Below are 15,875 nucleotides of genomic sequence, written 5' to 3'. Positions count from 1 at the left end.
TCGCAGGTCGAGACGGGGCGTCGCAGTCGGGGACGATGCCGTCCGCGGCACCGGGCACCACTCGGGGTCCCGTCCCCGGCGGCTTGGTGAAAAAGGCTCAGTGCCCGGGAGGGCTTCGCTGAACGGTGCGGGCATGGCCGCGGAGCGGACGGAGGCGCCGTTCGCCTGTGCGGATGCCTCACCGTGCCGGGAGGAGGGCGTCACTCGGCCGTGAACGCGCGGACCGCTGGGTAATATCGGCCATAAGTGATATTTGCCACAGCGATATCTTTGTTCACGTCTGAGCGGTGACCCCGTTTGACGTATGCCGGTGCATGTGCAGACTGGCAGGGTCTATAACGAATCCGTAACGGGGGGTCATCGTGGGCATGGGTCGGTGCGGGTCGGCGATCGCGGCGCTGGCCATGAGCATCGGAGCGCTCACCGCGTGCGGTGGCGGCGGTGACGGCGGCGTCGGCGAGGGCGCCCGTCCCGCGCTTCCCCCGACGGTGACCGCCGATGCGCCGCACGGGGAGAGGACCCCGCTGCCCGAGGAGGACCGGCGCGGCGGCGACGATGTGCTGCGCGGCCGGACGATCGTGATCGACCCGGGGCACAACGGGGGCAACGCCCGCGCCCCGGAGCGGATCAACCGGCAGGTGGACATCGGCAACGGCCGCAAGGCCTGTGACACCACCGGCACCGCCACCAACGCCGGCTACAGCGAGCACGCCTTCACCTGGGACGTCTCCCAGCGGCTGCGCCGGCTGCTGCAGCAGCGGGGCGCCAAGGTGATCCTCACCCGCAGCGACGACAAGGGCGTGGGGCCGTGCATCGACGAGCGGGCCGCCATCGGCAATGAGAACGACGCCGACGCGGTGATCTCGGTGCATGCCGACGGCTCCTCGGCCACCGGGCACGGCTTCCACATCATCGAGCCGGCGCCGGTGCCGGGCGTCACCACCGAGGAGTACGTGGAGGAGTCTCACAAGCTGGCGCTGGCGATCCGGGACGCCTACCGCGCCGGCACCGGCATGCCTTATTCCAACTACCTGGGCAGGGAGGGCATCGACCGGCGCAACGACCTGGGCGGGCTGAACCTGTCGAAGGTGCCGAAGGTCTTCATCGAGACCGGCAACATGCGCCATGCGGGCGACGCCGCCAAGCTGTCGAACGCGCAGTTCCGGCAGCGCATCGCCGAGTCCCTGGCCGAGGGCCTGCAAAAGTACCTGCGCGGCTGAGCGCACCGGCCCGGAGGCGGTGCCGCCGTCCCCCGCGACGCGCGAGGATGGACCGGTGAACGACAGGGTGGATGCGCTGGAACGGGTCCGTGCCGCCTTCGAACGGGCCGGATACACCGTGGCGGGGGTCAGGGAGCTGCTCGGTCCGATGGCGGGCGGGGCGCTGGCGCGCGAGCAGATCGTGCCGGCGCTGCGGGCGACGTCGGGAAATTCGCCGCTGGAGGCGGCCGTGCGGCTGTTCTGGCTGCAGGTGCCGGTGCCGGAGTCGGCGTTTCCCGAGGCCGAGGCGCTGGTGGCCGCCGGGCTGGCCGAGCGGTCGGGCGGCGAGCTGCGCGCCCTGCTGCACATCGAGCCGTTGGAGGGGACGGACGGGAGCCATCTGGGCCATGTGGTCTCCGACCTGAAGGTGCGGCCGGGCGAGGGGAGGGCGCTGCGTCCCGATCACGTGGTCGGGGCGGGCGGCGCCTCGGCGAGCCTGGCGCAGCTGGTTATCCACAGGCCTGTGGACAACGCTCTCGATCTCGGCACGGGCTGTGGAGTGCAGGCGCTGCACCTGCGCGACCGGGCCGCCCGCATCACCGCGACCGACCTGAACCCCCGCGCCCTGGCCCTGGCGCGGCTGAGCTTCGCGCTGTCGGGGCTGAAGGACGTGGAGCTGCTGGAGGGCTCCCTGTATGAGCCGGTGAAAGACCGCCGGTTCGACTTGATCGTCTCCAACCCGCCGTTTGTGATCTCGCCGGGCGGGGGGCTGGTCTACCGGGAGTCCGGCCTGCCCGGCGATGAGGTCTGCCGCCGGCTGGTCGGCGGCGCGGCCGAGCGCCTGACGGCCGGCGGCTGGTGCCAGATGCTGGCGAATTGGCTGCACATCGACGGGGTGCCGTGGCAGGAGCGGCTCGCCGAATGGCTTCCCCAAGGGTGCGACGCCTGGGTGGTGCAGCGGGACGTCCAGGATCCCGCCGAGTACGCCGAGCTGTGGCTGCGCGACTCCTGCGAGGTGGGCTCCCCCGAGTACGCGGCCCGCTATGAGGCGTGGCTGGACTACTTCGAGCGGCAGCGGGCGACCGGGGTCGGCTTCGGCTGGATCACGCTCCGCAGAACCGAGACCGACCGGCCGGCGGTGCGGATCGAGGAGCTCCGGCACGCCGTCGAGCAGCCGGTCGGCGCCTACGTGGCGCGGATCCTCGACGGCCTGACCGCCGCCCGGCGGTTTTCCACAGGTTGTGCACAGCCGCTGCGGACGGCTGTGGATATCGTCCAGGAACAGATCGGCCTGCCCGGCGCCGAGGACCCCGAACGCATCGTGCTGCGGCAGCGCGGCGGGCTGCGCCGGGCCGCCGACGTGGGCACCGTGGCGGCGGCCCTGGCCGGGGTGTGCGACGGGACGATCCCCCTGCCGCCCCTGCTGGACGCCATCGCCGAGCTGACCGGCATGCCCGCCCGGCAGGTGCACGACCACGCCGAGGCCGTCCTGCCCGAGCTCATCGCCGACGGCTTCTTCGAGATGCCCTAGGCGTCCTTGGGGCCGATGGCGTCCTGGAGAGTACGGAAGGCGCTGCCGCGCAGGCGGCGGGACAGGTCGCGGTGGATCCGGTACGCCCACAGCGGCCCGCCGTAGATCATGCCCGTGTACGCCTGGACGAGGGTGGCGCCGGCGCGCAGCCGCTCCCAGACGTCGTCGGCGGTCTCCACGCCGCCCACCGAGATCAGCACCAGCCGGTCCCCGACCCGTTCCCGCAGCCGCCGCAGAACCTGCAGGGAGCGCTCCTTGAGCGGGGCGCCCGACAGGCCGCCGGCCTGGGCGACCAGTTCGGGGGCGCTGCGCAGGCCCCGGCGGGCGATGGTGGTGTTGGTGGCGATGATGCCGTCCAGCCCCAGCTCCAGCGCCAGCTCGGCGACCGCGTCGATGTCGGGATCGGCCAGGTCGGGGGCGATCTTCACCAGCAGCGGCACCCGCCGCCCGCCGGCGGCCTCGTCGGCCGCCCGGCGCACCGCCTGCAGCAGCGGGCGCAGCCGTTCGATGGCCTGCAGGTCCCGCAGCCCGGGGGTGTTGGGGGAGCTGACGTTGACGACCAGGTAGTCGGCGTGGGGGGCCAGGCGCCGGGCGCTGGTCACATAGTCCTCGACGGCCCGCTCCTCGGGCACCGCCTTGGTCTTGCCGATGTTGACGCCGACGATCGTGTCGCGCCGGCGGTCGCGCAGCCGGTCCGCCGCGGCCTGGGAGCCGTCGTTGTTGAAGCCCATCCGGTTGATGACCGCCCGGTCTTCAGGCAGCCGGAACAGCCGCGGGGCCGGGTTGCCGGGCTGGCCCCGCCCGGTGACGGTGCCGACCTCCACATGCCCGAACCCGAACGCGCCCAGCGCCCGGTAGACCTGGGCGTCCTTGTCGAAACCGGCGGCCAGGCCGAGCGGGCCGGGGAACTCCAGCCCCAGCGCCCGCACCGTCAGCGCGGGGTCGCGGGGGGCCAGCAGACGGCGCAGCAAGGGGACCGCCCCCGGCACCGCCTGGAGCCGGCGCAGCGCCCACAGGGTGATCCGGTGCACGGTCTCCGCCGGGAGCCGCACCAGGAGCAGGGAGAAGAGCAGACGGTACATCGGCTCGATTCTTCCAGGCGGGCGCGCCCCGGCCGGATCGCACCCGGCCCGTGGCCGGGGCGCCCGGTGCGCCGGCGGCCGCAAGGAGCCCGGCCATGGCCACGGCTAGTGAACGGCTCGTCCAAAAAGCCGCCCGACATGATCATAAAAGCCGCACGGCCTGGGCATCCCGGCCTTAGATTGGGATGAAAACAGGTCTAGGAGCGGCGATGACCACAAACCCGGCGGAGAGCGGCGGCGCGAGCGCCGACGCCACCCCCAAGATCGATACCTCTGTCCCGCACTCGGCGCGGATCTGGAACTACTGGCTGGGCGGCAAGGACAACTACGAGGTCGACCGGATCGCCGGCGACCAGTTCCTGAAGGTCTTCCCCGGCATGGCCGAGACCGCCCGGCAGTCGCGGGCGTTCCTGGTGCGCACCGTCCGTTACCTGGCCGCAGAGGCCGGCATCCGGCAGTTCCTGGACATCGGCACCGGGCTGCCCACCGCCGACAACACCCACGAGGTGGCCCAGCGGGTCGACCCCACCTGCCGCATCGTCTACGTCGACAACGACCCGCTGGTGCTGGTGCACGCCCGCGCCCTGCTGACCAGCACCCCGGAGGGGGCGACCGACTACATCGACGCCGACATCCGGGAGACCGACAAGATCCTCAAGGCCGCGGCCAAGACGCTGGACTTCACCAAGCCCATCGGGCTCACCCTCAACGGGATCATGGGGCACATCGTCGACTTCGACGAGGCCCTGTCGATCGTGCGCAAGCTGGTGGCGGCCCTGCCGTCCGGCAGCTACCTGGTGCTGCAGGACGGCACCAACGTGCACAGCGAGGCCAACAAGAAGGCCCACGACGAGTACAACCAAAGCGGCGCCGCCCCCTACATCCAGCGCAGCCCCGAGCAGATCGCCCAGTTCTTCGAGGGCCTGGAGCTGGTGGAACCCGGCCTGGTCAGCGTCACCCAGTGGCGGCCGACCCTGGTCGGCGACAAGGAGCCGCCCCCGGTGGACGGCTACGGCGGCGTCGGCCGCAAGCCCTGACCTTCCGCCCCGGCACCGCGCCCGGTGCCGGGGCCGGTTCTTTTCCGGCCGGCGATGCCCCGCCCGGTGGGCTCATCCGGATGGCAAGGGGACCAAGGTCCCCCGGATTCGGGACTGTCGTGTCTGGTGCAGGGCATGACGGGGGTGGAATCTGAGGGGAACCGACACCCAGAAGGGGGTCCCAGATGGCTGGACGGATTGCCCCGCCCGCTCAGGACCAGCTCCTGGCCTGTATCGAGGCGGCGGTCCGTGCCCCGTCGATCCACAACAGCCAGCCGTGGCAGTTCCTGCTGCTGCCCGACGGGGTGGAGGTGCACTCCGACCCGTCCCGGCGGCTGCCGGCGATCGACCCGGCCGGCCGCGCCCTGCACATCAGCCTGGGCGCCGCGGTGCTGAACCTGCGGCTGGCCCTGGAGCACTTCGGCCGGCGCACCCGCACCGAGCTGCTGCCCGATCCCCAGGACCGGCGGCACGTGGCCACGGTGTGGGCCGAGGAGCCGCAGGAGCCCGGCCGGGACGTGGACGAGCTGTACGGGGCGATAGCCCGCCGGCACACCAACCGGATGCCCTTCCAGGACGTCCCGCCGCCGCAGGAGGACCTGCAGGCCCTGACCCGGGCGGCCGAGGCGGAGGGGGCGGTGCTGCGCTTCCCCGAGCCGGGCGAGCGCGACTTCCTGCTCAGCCTGGCCCGCACCTCCGATGAGCGGCACCGCGGCGACCGGGCGTACCGGGCCGAGCTGCGGCTGTGGACCACCGACGACCCCTACCGCGAGGACGGCATCCCGCTGACGGCGGTCGGCCCCTACAGCGAGGGCGGCCTGACCACGCTGCGCGACCTGGCCCCCGAACGGGAGGTTCCCGGCCGCGCCGCGGTGCGTTTTGAGCCGGAGCCGACGGTGGGCGTGCTGGCGCTGCCCGGCGAGGACGGCCCGCTGCAGTGGCTGCGGGCCGGGCAGGCGATGCAGCGCGTCCTGCTGGAGGCCACCCGGCGCGGCCTGTCCACCTCGGTGTTCACCCAGGCGCTGGACGACCCGGAGCTGCGGCGGATGCTGCACCGGCCCGGCGACCACACCACCCCCTATGTGGGGTTGCGCGTCGGGTACGGCCCGCCCGCGCCGGTCACCCCGCGCCGCCCGGTGGACGAGGTGATCACCTTCACCCGGCCCGTCCCGATCAGGCCGCCGCGGCTGAGCTGACCGGGCCGCTCAGGCGGCGGTGGCGCCGTGGGGCGGGACGGTCAGGGCATAGATGACCAGGACGCTCAGGGCGATCGTCAGCACCGACCACCAGGGGAAGGCCGCCAAGAAGAGCATGTGGCCGATGATCGACAGCGCGGCCAGCGCGATGCCGGCCGCGCGCGCCCAGGTCATGCCGTTCATGATGCCGGCGGCCACGGCGATCTGGACGAAGCCGAGGATCAGCCACAGCCAGCCCCAGGCGGTGAAGTTGAACACCAGGACCTGGCCGGCGTCGACGACGTAGAAGTCGCTGCTGAAGATGCCGACCAGCCCGTTGATGACGTTGAACACGCCGGTGAGCAGGAAGACGACGGCGGCGAAGGTGAGCCATCCGGAGGTGATGGTGCGCCGGGTGGTCGCGCTCGTGGTCATGGTCGATCCCCCGATCGTCGTTGCCGGTCCATGCTCGGCCGGCCCGGATGAGGTGCTTTCACACCTGTGTGGTTGCCGGGGACGTCTCCACTGAAGGGCTGCGTTCGGCCAAACTCGTCCCATGTCCCCGGCTCGTCCCGGAAACGCCTGCTCAGGCCGGGGCCGCATACGGGGTGGGATCCACCGCGTCGATGGCCGCCAAAAGCCACTGCGCCCGGGGCTTGGCGATCTTGCCGTCCCGGCGCCGCTCGCCGACCTTGGTCCGCAGCAGGTCCACCCGCTCGGCCACCCGGACCGGGCGTCCGGCGGCCAGCTCGGTCTGGAAGTCGGTGACCAGGTGGTCCAGCTCCGCCGCGGTCTCCGGGGCGATCTCGCCGCGCGCCCGGCCCGCCACGATGACCTCCCGGACCCGGCTGAGCCGGTGCACCAGCTCCTCCCGCGATGGCCGCCGGGTCGGCGGCGCCTCCACCCGGTTGTGCGGCGGGCCGGGGGTCTGCGGCGGTTTGCCGGACGGTGACTTGCGCCGGGGCGGGGGCGAGGAGGGCTGCGGCGGGGTGGCGTAGGTGGGCGAGACGAAGAGCGGCGGTTCCAGGGTCGCCGCGGGCGAGGACGGCCCGGCCAGGGCCGGTGAGCGCCCGCTCGCCCCGTCCGCGCCCGGCAGGACCACCGAGGTGAGGGCGGCCGCGGCGGTCAGCCCCACCGTGGTGGCCAGGCCGAGCGTCCACGTGGCGCCGCCGGAGAAACGCCTGCGCCGCCCGGCGGGCAGGACCCCGGCGGGCGGAGCGGCCCGCCCGCCGGCCGCGGCGAGCACGGCGTGCGCCTCGGCGGCCGGGGGACGCCGCCGCGGGTCGCCGGCGCGGCACCGCGAGCACAGCTCGGCGATCTCGGGCGGGAGGTGGGCGGCGCGGAGGGCCCGCAGCGCCCGCTGCCCGGTCAGGAGCTCGGTGAGCAGCACCCCGAAGGCGTGCACGTCGGCGGCCGGGGCGGCCTCGTCCCCGCCCGGGCCGCGGGGAAGGCCGAAGCCGAGCACCTTGGCCCCGTCCGGGCCGCATATCACGTTCGCGGGCCGCAGATCGCCGTGCGCCACCCCCGCCGCGTGCGCGGCGGCCAGCGCCTCGGCGACCCGGGCGCCGATCCGCACCGCCTCCTCCAGGGGAAGCGGCCCGGCGGCCAGCCGGTCGGCGAGCGTCTCCCCCTCTGCCGGCTCCATCACCAGGTACGGGACGGGCCTGCCGTCGATGTCGGCGACCTCCCCGTGGTCGCAGACGGCGACGATGCCCGGGTGCGTCAAGGCGGCCGCCGCCCGCGCCCCCTGCTGGAACCGGTGGCGGTAGCGGAGGTCGCCCGCATGCTCGGGCGGCACCAGGGCGACCATGACCCGCCGGGCGAGCATCTCGTCGGTGGCCCGCCACACCTCCGGCGCCGAGCCGGCGCCGACGCGCCGGTCCAGCCGGTACCGGGCGGCGATGAGAACACCTGCGCGCACTGGGGCCGTCCCCCGTCCCACCTTGAGGTCATGGGGCTTCTCCCCACTGGTACGCAGCCGGGGCGGCGCAGGCTCGATCGAACCGGAACCGCCCGGCGATCCGTACTGCAGGCCGACCCGCCGGCCGTCCGAAGAGCCCTTGCGCGCGCCGTGCACTCGGCGTCCATGCCCGGCGCATCGGGCTGCGGGGAGGCGGCCGGGAAAAATTTCCGCGGAAAAATCCGGCCGTCGTGTCGATCGGGCGCGCCGTTGTTCGACGCGTCAGCGAGAAGGCCGGGGGATGACCCGCCGGCACCGCTCGTGACAAGGAGAACGGCATGCGGTTCCTGATGATGACCACCGACGACGGTTCGGACCAGAGCCCGCCCAGCGAGCGGCTGCAGGCCGAGATGGGCGCGTTCATCGCCGAGATGAGCAGGGCGGGCGTGCTGCTGGCCACCGGCGGGCTGGAGCCCGGCGGTGTCCACATCACCGCCCGGGACGGCGAGATCACCGTGACCGACGGGCCCTTCAGCGAGTCCAAGGAGGCGGTGGCCGGTTTCGCGCTGGTCGAGGTGCGCAGCCGGGAGGAGGCCATCGAGCTGTCCAGGCGGTTCTGGAAGATCGTCGGCAACGGCCGCGGGGTCATCAAGCAGGTCTTCGGCCCGGAGGACCTGCCCGGCCAGTGAGCCTTCCCGCCGCTGCGGGGCACCCGTTCCGCCCTGCGGAAACGGCGTGTGAAGAAGGTGCAGCGGGCTCTTTCGGCCCGCTCCGTCCGCCGCGTCCCCGCCCGGGACGCGGCGGACGGCCGGTTGCGGGGGATCTGCGGGGGTGCTGTGATCGGGGTCATGACACAGCCGCGGCAGGAGGCGTCCGGCGTTCACCGCGCCATCGACGCGGTGTGGCGGCTGGAGTCGCCGCGGATCATCGCGGGGGTGGCGCGGCTGGTCAACGATCTCGGGCTGGCCGAGGAGCTGGCGCAGGACGCGCTGGTCGCCGCGCTGGAACAGTGGCCCGGCTCGGGGGTGCCCGACAACCCGGGGGCCTGGCTGATGGCCGTCGCCAAGCGGCGGGCCATCGATGCGATCCGCCGGGAGCGGCGGCTGGAACGCAAGATCGCCGAGCTCGGCCACGGGCTGGAGACCGGGGCGCCTGGCACCGATCCGGAAGAGGCCCTCGATCCGGAGCGGATCGAAGACGACCTGCTGAGGCTGGTGTTCACCGCCTGTCATCCGGTGCTGCCGGCCCCGGCCCGGGTCGCGCTGACGCTGCGGATGCTCGGGGGGCTGACCACCGGCGAGATCGCGCGGGCCTTCTTGACCTCGGAGGCGACCGTGGCGCAGCGGATCGTCCGGGCCAAGCGGACCCTGGCGCGGGCGAACGTGCCGTTCGAGGTCCCCGCCGGCGCAGAGCGCGCCGCCCGGCTGGCGTCCGTGCTGGAGGTCATCTACCTGATCTTCAACGAGGGCTATGCCGCCACGGCCGGGGACGAGTGGGTCCGCGCCGACCTGTGCCGGGAGGCGCTGCGGCTGGGCCGGGTGCTGGCCGGGCTGATGCCCGGGGAGGCCGAGGTGCACGGCCTGGTGGCGCTGATGGAGATCCAGGCGTCCCGGGCCCGCGCCCGCATCGACCCGTCCGGTGAGCCGGTGCCGCTGGCGGAGCAGGACCGCGGCCGATGGGACCGGCTGCTGATCCACCGGGGGTTCGCCTCGCTGCTGCGCGCCCGCGCCCTCGGCGGCCCGCCCGGCCCGTACGTGCTGCAGGCCGCCATCGCCGCCTGCCACGCCCGGGCCGCCACCGCCGAGGACACCGACTGGAAGCAGATCGCCGGCCTGTATGAGCTGCTGGCCCGCACCGCCCCGTCCCCGGTGGTGGAGCTGAACCGGGCGGTCGCGGTGGGCATGGCCTTCGGTCCCGAACGCGGCCTGGCGATCATCGACGCCCTGGCCGGCGAGCCGGCTTTGCGGAACTACCACCTGTTGCCGAGCGTGCGCGGCGACCTGCTGGCCCGGCTGGGCCGCACCGCCGAGGCCGCCGCGGAGTTCGCCCGGGCCGCGGCGCTGACCCGCAACGCCCCCGAACGCCGTCTGCTGCGCAGGCGGGCCGACGAGCTGGCCGCACGCTCCGGCTAGGCCGCCTCGTCAAGGCCGGAGGGCGAAGACCCGGCGGGATGTGAGGGGCTTGACGTGCGGAATAGTTCGGATCTTCGTAGACGAAGATCCCGACCAAGCGGTAATTTCCCCTCACCACCCCCCGGCGAAAGCGGTGCATATGAAAGCGTCCCCTCGCATACTCACCCTTTCCCTGCTGAGTGCGACGACTCTGGCGTCCACGCTGCTCGTTCCGACGGCCGCCGCGGCGGCCGCCCCCCGCCCGGCCGCCAAGGCGCAGGCCACCACCAAGGCGGCGCGGCAGCAGGTGGAGGCGTTCTGGACCAAGGCCCGGATGCGTTCGGCGACCCCCATGGAGCGGCTGCTCACCCCCGGGACGGCGACCGCGCGGAAGCTCCTGGAGGTGGACGGGGCGGGGCTGCTCGCGCCCACCGCCTACCCCAGCGGTGGGGCCTCCTGGACCGGCGGCGGGCAGGTCGTCAAGACCACCGGGCGGGTGTTCTTCACCTACCAGGGCCGCACCGCCTCCTGCTCGGGCAGCGCGGTGGTCAGCCAGAACAAGAGCACGGTCATCACCGCCGGGCACTGCGTCAAGCTGAACGGGGCCTGGCACACCAACTGGGTCTTCGTCCCCGGCTACCACAACGGCAACGCGCCTTACGGCGTGTGGACGGCGCGCCGGACGCTGACCACCCCGCAGTGGGGGTCCAGCGAGAACTTCTCCTACGACGTGGGCGCGGCCGTGCTGAACCCGCAGGACGGCAAGCTGCTCACCGACGTGGTCGGCGGCCAGAGCATCGCCTTCAACCAGCCCCGGTGGCGGCGCATGTACGCCTTCGGGTACCCGGCCGAAGCGCCCTATGACGGGTCCAAGCTGACCTATTGCAGCGGTCCCACCATCGTCAGCCTGCTGTGGGGCACCCACGGCATGAACTGCAACATGACCGGCGGGTCCAGCGGCGGCCCGTGGTTTGTGAACTTCAACGAGGCGACCGGCACCGGGACGCTCGCCTCGGTCAACAGCTACCGGCTGAACCTGCCGATCCTGTGGCGCAACATGTACGGGCCCTACTTCGGCAACGACGCCAAGGCCCTGTACGAGGAGGCGCAGAAGTCCTGACGTCCGCGGCGTCCGCCCCGGGCCGGGGCGGACGTTCAGCCGATGGTGATCACGCTGCCCTGGGAGTCGATCGCGTCGGCGGTGTCGTCGTCGAACCACAGCCCGCCGGTGCCCAGGTAGCGGAAGCGGTAGGTGCCGGGCGCCAGCGTCACCGAGACGCTGCGGGTGCCGTTGCGGCGCTTGACCAGTTCGTGCCTGCCGGGCTCCCAGTCGTTGAAGTCCCCGACCACGCTGACGGTCCCCGGGGGCTCGTCGGCCGGGAGACTGAAGGTGACCCGGGTTTTGCGGCCGAACAGCCGCGAACGCCTCAGCATGCTGCACTCCCCTGGAGGCGAAGGGACATCCGGATAGGCCGACATTCTCCCGGTTCTCTTCGCCCCTGGGCCGGTCCCAATGCCGACCTTAACCCAGAATTCACATGCTGACCTGCGACGTTACGCGCGGGACGGTGCTTTTGGGGCTGTCATGGGAGTCCGGGACGTCAGACGGCGCAAAGCGGGGGTACCCCGGTCATGACGACCGGGCCCGGGATGCCCGGGCCGGGGTGTGCCGACCGATGCCGCCCGGAGGTGGCCCATGCCGTCCAAAGCGCCGCTGGCTCTCCTGCGGAGCCTGCTCGCCCTGGTGACGACGCTGAGTCCCGCCTCCGTCCCCGCCCTCGCCGTGGCGGCCGGCACGACCGTTGCCGTCACGGCGAGCTGCGCCTCGCCCGGGGACGAGGACGACGGGGACGACGGCGACGACGACCGCGATCGCGGTGACCACGACGGCGACGACCACCACGACCGCGATGACCGCGACGGGGACTGAGTCTCAGCCGTCCGGCTCGCCCCTGCCGGCAGGCGGCACGGGCAGGCGTCCCCGCCTCGCACCAGTCGCGTCACGCTGAGTTCTCCGCACGGTTTCCCCTGCGGTGCCCGATCCCACATTCCTGAGGGTTGTGTTTTCCAACTGACCATGCCACAGTGGCCGCCAACTGAGTTGGATTTTCCTACTTACTGGAGGGGCCGTGACCCGTCCCGACACCCGCACCGGCGCCCCGCCCGAGGCCAGGCCGTCCACGGGGCGGCTGGGCCCGGTCTTCGCGGTGGTGGCCGCCGGGGTGGCGATGTCCAACCTGGACATGTTCATCGTCAACGTGGCCCTGCCCGAGATCGGCGAGGAGATGTCCGGCTCCTCGCTGCCGGCGCTGTCGTGGGTGCTCAACGCCTACGCCGTGGTCTTCGCCGCCCTGCTGGTGCCGCTGGGCGACCTCGCCGACCGGGTGGGCGCCCGGCGCACCTACCTGGCGGGGGTCGCGATCTTCACCGCCGCCTCGGCGCTGTGCGCGCCGGCGCCGTCGGTGTGGGCGCTGGTCGCCGCCCGCATCGTGCAGGCGGCCGGGGCGGCCATGCTGACGCCCGCCTCGCTGAGCCTGCTGCTGGCCGCTGCGCCGCCCGAGCGGCGGACCGCCGCGGTCCGGGGCTGGACGGCCATCAGCGGGCTGGCCGCCGCGCTCGGCCCGGTCGCCGGGGGCCTGCTGTGCCAGGCCGGCTGGCGCTGGGTGTTCCTGGTCAACCTGCCCGTGGGCGCCGCCGCCCTGGTCGCCGGGCTTTACGTGCTGCCCCGTACCGCGGCGGTGCGCAACGCCCGGCGCCACGACACCGCGGGCGCGGGCGTCCTGACGGTCGCCGTCGCCGCGCTCGCCCTGGGACTGGTGCGCAGCGACGAGTGGGGCTGGGCCTCGGCGGAGGTGATCGGCTGCCTGGCCGCGGCGGCCCTGCTGGCCGCGGTGTTCGCCGTCCGGTCGGCCCGCCACCCCGATCCCATCGTGCCGCCGGCGCTGCTGCGGGTGCCGGCCTTCGGTTCGGCGACCCTGGCCAACGTGCTGTTCGCGGTGGCGTTCGCCGCGATGCTGCTGTCGGCGGTGCTGTGGTGCCAGGAGGTGTGGCGGTGGTCGCCGCTGCGCACCGGGCTGGCGATCACGCCCGGCCCGCTGATGGTGCCCGCCCTGGCGGTCGGCGCCGGGCCGATCGTGCGGCGGGTGGGCGCGGCCGCCGTCGCCGCCGCCGGCTGCGCGGTGTTCGCGGCCGGGATCGGCTGGTGGGCGGTGGTCCTGGAACCCGATGGCGGTTATCTCACCGGGATGCTGCCCGGCATGCTGCTGACCGGCGTCGGCGTCGGCCTCACCCTGCCCACGCTGATCAGCGCCGCGGTCGCCGCGCTGCCGCCGCACGGCTTCGCCACCGGCTCGGCGGTGGTCACCATGGCCCGCCAGGTCGGCATGGTGCTGGGCGTGGCGATGCTGGTCGCCGCCCTGGGCGGCACCGATGAAGCGGAAGCCGCCTTCGCCGGCGGCTGGCTGCTGACCTTGTCGGCGACGGCGGCGGCCGGGGCGGCCGCGGCGTTCATCCGGCGCGGCCGGCCGGCCTGACCGGGCCGCGGGAGGCCGCCCCGGTCACGCGGGGGCGGCCGGGGCGGCCTCCCGAGTTGGAAAACCCGACTAATCTGTCGGCATGCCCAAGGACGTCAGCCCTCGTCCCTGCTCCATCGCCGACACCCTGGAGCTGGTCGGCGAGCGCTGGAGCCTGCTGGCGATCCGGGAGATCTTCCACGGCGTGCGCCGCTTCGACGGCATCGTCCGCAACACCGGCGCCTCCCGTGACATCCTCACCGCCCGGCTGCGCAAGCTGGAGGCCGCCGGCATCCTGCGCCGCGAGCGCTACAGCGACCACCCGCCGCGCTTCGAGTACCACCTGACGCCCGCCGGCCGCGATCTGGGCGATGTGCTGCTGACCCTGATGAAGTGGGGCGACCGGTACCTCAACCCCGACGACCCGCCGGTGCGCTGGCAGCACTCCTGCGGCAACGTCCTCGACCCGGTGGTCACCTGCGCGCACTGCGGGCGTCCCGCCCGCCAGGGCGCCCACTCCCCCACCGGCCGGGGCGTCCGGGCCGACCGGTGACGCCGGCCCCCGCCCCGGTGCGAGGGTCGGGGCGGCTCAGCGGGCGTTCTCCAGCTCCTTGAAGACGCGGCGGGCCTGGGCGAAGAGCATGCCCACGTTGACCTGGCGGGTGCAGATCACCACCGCGACGATGTCGGGATTGGTGCGGCTGCGCAGGAACAGGTGGACCAGGTTTTCACTGTTGACGAGAATCTCGTTGAAGTAGTGCCCGGTGTCGGGAGTCCCCCGGTGCTGCTTCCACAACTCCTCGATATGGACGATGGTCCGCCCTTGGAAAAGGTCGGCGGTGGCCGCCGCGACCACGTCAAGGATTTCCCGCGGATGATGATCAACGGTGTCGATCGCCAGCAGCATTCCGGTGGACAGGTCGACGATCCCGGAAGCGACGTAGTCGGGGACGTCCTGCCGGAACGACTTGAGCGCGGTGTTGACGATATGCGTGAGGTTCATGAAGGATTTTCTGTTTCGGGCACGCTGAAACCCACGCAGGGGAAGCACGCGCCGAGGACCTGCTGTTGTGCGCCGCCCATGGCAGCGGCCGGGCACCCCGAAAACCCGCGCACGCACGGCCACACCCGGTGACGGGCGTGGAGTCCGGCCCCGGCGCGTCACATCCTGACACACAATCCTCCCTAGTCGCGAGGGTAACGGGCGCACTACTCTGTTTCGACCACAACGGGCGAACGGGGTGGCGGGGACATCGTGGGAGAGGTTCCAGGCGGCGACGGCGGCGCGCTCGTTCCGGCCGGGGCCGGTCACCGTGTCCGACCGGAGACGGCACCGGCCCATGGCGGAACGAAGATCGCCAAAGAGCTTTATGCGCTGGCGAACAACGGCGCCACCGGAGCGATGACGGTGGTTGGAAATTTCCGGGGAACGGTCTTCTTGGAAGACGGGCGCATCACCTTCGCAGAATCGCCCGGCATTCCCGATCCCGCCGCCCGGCTGGTCGGCTCCGGACGCCTTTCCGAGGACCAATGGCCGGTGCCGCGGGAAAACCCGGCGCGCGATACCGGCGCCCTTCTGCTGGAACGGGGCCTGCTCGGCGAAGAGGAGTTGCGGGCCGTTTTGCACTCGGTCGTCCTGGATGTGCTCATCGCGCTGCTGGCCGACCGGTCCCCGGCCGCCGACGTCCGCTTCGCGCCGCTGGAACGGCACTGGGCCGGCCGGCTGCTCGCCCTGAACCCCGGCGCGGCGCTGGCCGAGGCCGAACGACGGTCCGCGCTGCCCGCCGTCCGCCGCGTCTCCCCCCGGGCCCGCCCCAAAGCGTGCGAGCTGCTCCGCCCCTGGGCCGTGCTGCGCCGGGAGCACTGGCCGCTGCTGCAGCGGGCCGACGGCGTGCGCACCGTCCGGGACCTGGCCTGGCACAGCGGGCTGGCCCTGCACGACACCATCGAGTCCGTGGACGCCCTGGCCCACGCGGGCCTGTGCGTGCTGCTGCCGCCCGTTCCCCACCCGGACGTCCCCGAGCCCGCCGCACGGCCTCCCGGCCAGACGGCGCCCCCGCCGAGACCGGCCCTCCCGGCACCGCCGTCTTCGGCAGCACCGGCCGCCGACCCACCGCTGCCCCACCGCGTGCGGGGAGCGTCGGCACCGCCCGGAGCGGACGCGCTCCTCGCCGCGGCGCCCCGCGTCCACGACGACGAACAACCGGTCTTCACGGCGCACCCGGACGTGCTCCGGCGCGTCCTGGAAGGGCTCAAGCGCCTGGGCAGGTGACCTGCCGCCCGAGGCGGTTCACGATCGCCGGACGAGCGAACGCGCACCCCACCGCG

16 protein-coding genes are annotated in these 15,875 nt (G+C 73.2%); 11 read left to right on the top strand and 5 right to left on the bottom strand.

What is annotated here, in order from left to right:
- Positions 1-368: 368 nt before the first annotated feature.
- Both TCUR_RS01435 and TCUR_RS01430 read left to right on the top strand, forming a co-directional pair.
- The gene (locus tag TCUR_RS01435) at positions 369-1,220 is read left to right on the top strand and encodes an N-acetylmuramoyl-L-alanine amidase (RefSeq protein WP_012850678.1); all 852 of its coding nucleotides are present in this window, start codon (positions 369-371) and stop codon (positions 1,218-1,220) included.
- Between the two features lie 55 nt (positions 1,221-1,275).
- Complete coding sequence (locus tag TCUR_RS01430) at positions 1,276-2,730, top strand: DUF7059 domain-containing protein (protein WP_012850677.1); 1,455 nt, start codon at positions 1,276-1,278, stop codon at positions 2,728-2,730.
- On the opposite strand, the gene TCUR_RS01425 is transcribed toward TCUR_RS01430, so the two are convergent.
- Positions 2,727-3,812: a quinone-dependent dihydroorotate dehydrogenase gene (locus TCUR_RS01425; protein ID WP_012850676.1), complete on the bottom strand. Its 1,086-nt coding sequence runs from the start codon at positions 3,810-3,812 to the stop codon at positions 2,727-2,729. The genes TCUR_RS01430 and TCUR_RS01425 overlap by 4 nt on opposite strands.
- A 209-nt stretch (positions 3,813-4,021) precedes the next feature.
- Between TCUR_RS01425 and TCUR_RS01420 the strand changes: the two genes are divergently transcribed.
- Both TCUR_RS01420 and TCUR_RS01415 read left to right on the top strand, forming a co-directional pair.
- Positions 4,022-4,849 (top strand): SAM-dependent methyltransferase, encoded by an 828-nt coding sequence (locus TCUR_RS01420; protein WP_012850675.1) that lies wholly within the window; start codon positions 4,022-4,024, stop codon positions 4,847-4,849.
- 185 nt (positions 4,850-5,034) lie between these two features.
- The gene (locus tag TCUR_RS01415) at positions 5,035-6,045 is read left to right on the top strand and encodes an Acg family FMN-binding oxidoreductase (RefSeq protein ID WP_012850674.1); all 1,011 of its coding nucleotides are present in this window, start codon (positions 5,035-5,037) and stop codon (positions 6,043-6,045) included.
- Between the two features lie 9 nt (positions 6,046-6,054).
- Here TCUR_RS01415 and TCUR_RS01410 read toward each other — a convergent pair whose 3' ends face one another.
- Entirely contained in the window at positions 6,055-6,459 is a 405-nt protein-coding gene (locus TCUR_RS01410) for a DUF7144 family membrane protein (protein ID WP_012850673.1), read from the bottom strand.
- A gap of 151 nt (positions 6,460-6,610) precedes the next feature.
- On the bottom strand, positions 6,611-7,945 hold the full coding sequence (locus tag TCUR_RS24515; protein ID WP_012850672.1) for a serine/threonine-protein kinase: 1,335 nt from the start codon (positions 7,943-7,945) through the stop codon (positions 6,611-6,613).
- Positions 7,946-8,262: 317 nt separating this feature from the next.
- Between TCUR_RS24515 and TCUR_RS01400 the strand changes: the two genes are divergently transcribed.
- From TCUR_RS01400 to TCUR_RS01390, 3 genes are all read left to right on the top strand, one after another.
- Positions 8,263-8,613: a YciI family protein gene (locus tag TCUR_RS01400; protein WP_012850671.1), complete on the top strand. Its 351-nt coding sequence runs from the start codon at positions 8,263-8,265 to the stop codon at positions 8,611-8,613.
- A 159-nt stretch (positions 8,614-8,772) separates the two neighbouring features.
- A complete protein-coding gene (locus tag TCUR_RS01395) occupies positions 8,773-10,056 on the top strand; it encodes an RNA polymerase sigma factor (RefSeq protein WP_041440531.1) in 1,284 nt (427 codons plus the stop codon).
- 139 nt (positions 10,057-10,195) lie between these two features.
- On the top strand, positions 10,196-11,155 hold the full coding sequence (locus TCUR_RS01390; protein ID WP_012850669.1) for a trypsin-like serine peptidase: 960 nt from the start codon (positions 10,196-10,198) through the stop codon (positions 11,153-11,155).
- A 35-nt stretch (positions 11,156-11,190) separates the two neighbouring features.
- Here TCUR_RS01390 and TCUR_RS01385 read toward each other — a convergent pair whose 3' ends face one another.
- A complete protein-coding gene (locus tag TCUR_RS01385; protein ID WP_012850668.1) occupies positions 11,191-11,469 on the bottom strand; it encodes an isoamylase early set domain-containing protein in 279 nt (92 codons plus the stop codon).
- Positions 11,470-11,731: 262 nt separating this feature from the next.
- On the opposite strand from TCUR_RS01385, the gene TCUR_RS01380 reads away from it, so the two are divergent.
- The 3 genes from TCUR_RS01380 to TCUR_RS01370 all read left to right on the top strand — a co-directional run bounded on the left by TCUR_RS01380 (position 11,732) and on the right by TCUR_RS01370 (position 14,100).
- On the top strand, positions 11,732-11,965 hold the full coding sequence (locus TCUR_RS01380) for a hypothetical protein (RefSeq protein WP_012850667.1): 234 nt from the start codon (positions 11,732-11,734) through the stop codon (positions 11,963-11,965).
- A 199-nt stretch (positions 11,966-12,164) separates the two neighbouring features.
- Entirely contained in the window at positions 12,165-13,568 is a 1,404-nt protein-coding gene (locus TCUR_RS01375) for an MFS transporter (protein WP_012850666.1), read from the top strand.
- A gap of 82 nt (positions 13,569-13,650) precedes the next feature.
- On the top strand, positions 13,651-14,100 hold the full coding sequence (locus TCUR_RS01370; protein ID WP_012850665.1) for a winged helix-turn-helix transcriptional regulator: 450 nt from the start codon (positions 13,651-13,653) through the stop codon (positions 14,098-14,100).
- A 36-nt stretch (positions 14,101-14,136) separates the two neighbouring features.
- Here TCUR_RS01370 and TCUR_RS01365 read toward each other — a convergent pair whose 3' ends face one another.
- Positions 14,137-14,550, bottom strand: coding sequence for a roadblock/LC7 domain-containing protein (locus TCUR_RS01365; RefSeq protein WP_012850664.1), 414 nt, complete (start codon positions 14,548-14,550; stop codon positions 14,137-14,139).
- 252 nt (positions 14,551-14,802) lie between these two features.
- Here TCUR_RS01365 and TCUR_RS01360 point away from each other — a divergent pair, with 252 nt between their 5' ends.
- Entirely contained in the window at positions 14,803-15,819 is a 1,017-nt protein-coding gene (locus TCUR_RS01360) for a DUF4388 domain-containing protein (RefSeq protein WP_342610169.1), read from the top strand.
- The last annotated feature ends 56 nt before the right edge of the window (positions 15,820-15,875 follow it).

The organism is Thermomonospora curvata DSM 43183, from assembly GCF_000024385.1.
Lineage (GTDB): Bacteria > Actinomycetota > Actinomycetes > Streptosporangiales > Streptosporangiaceae > Thermomonospora > Thermomonospora curvata.
The sequence above is the reverse complement of the archived record's forward strand: the minus strand, read 5'-3'. Positions and strand labels throughout refer to the sequence as shown.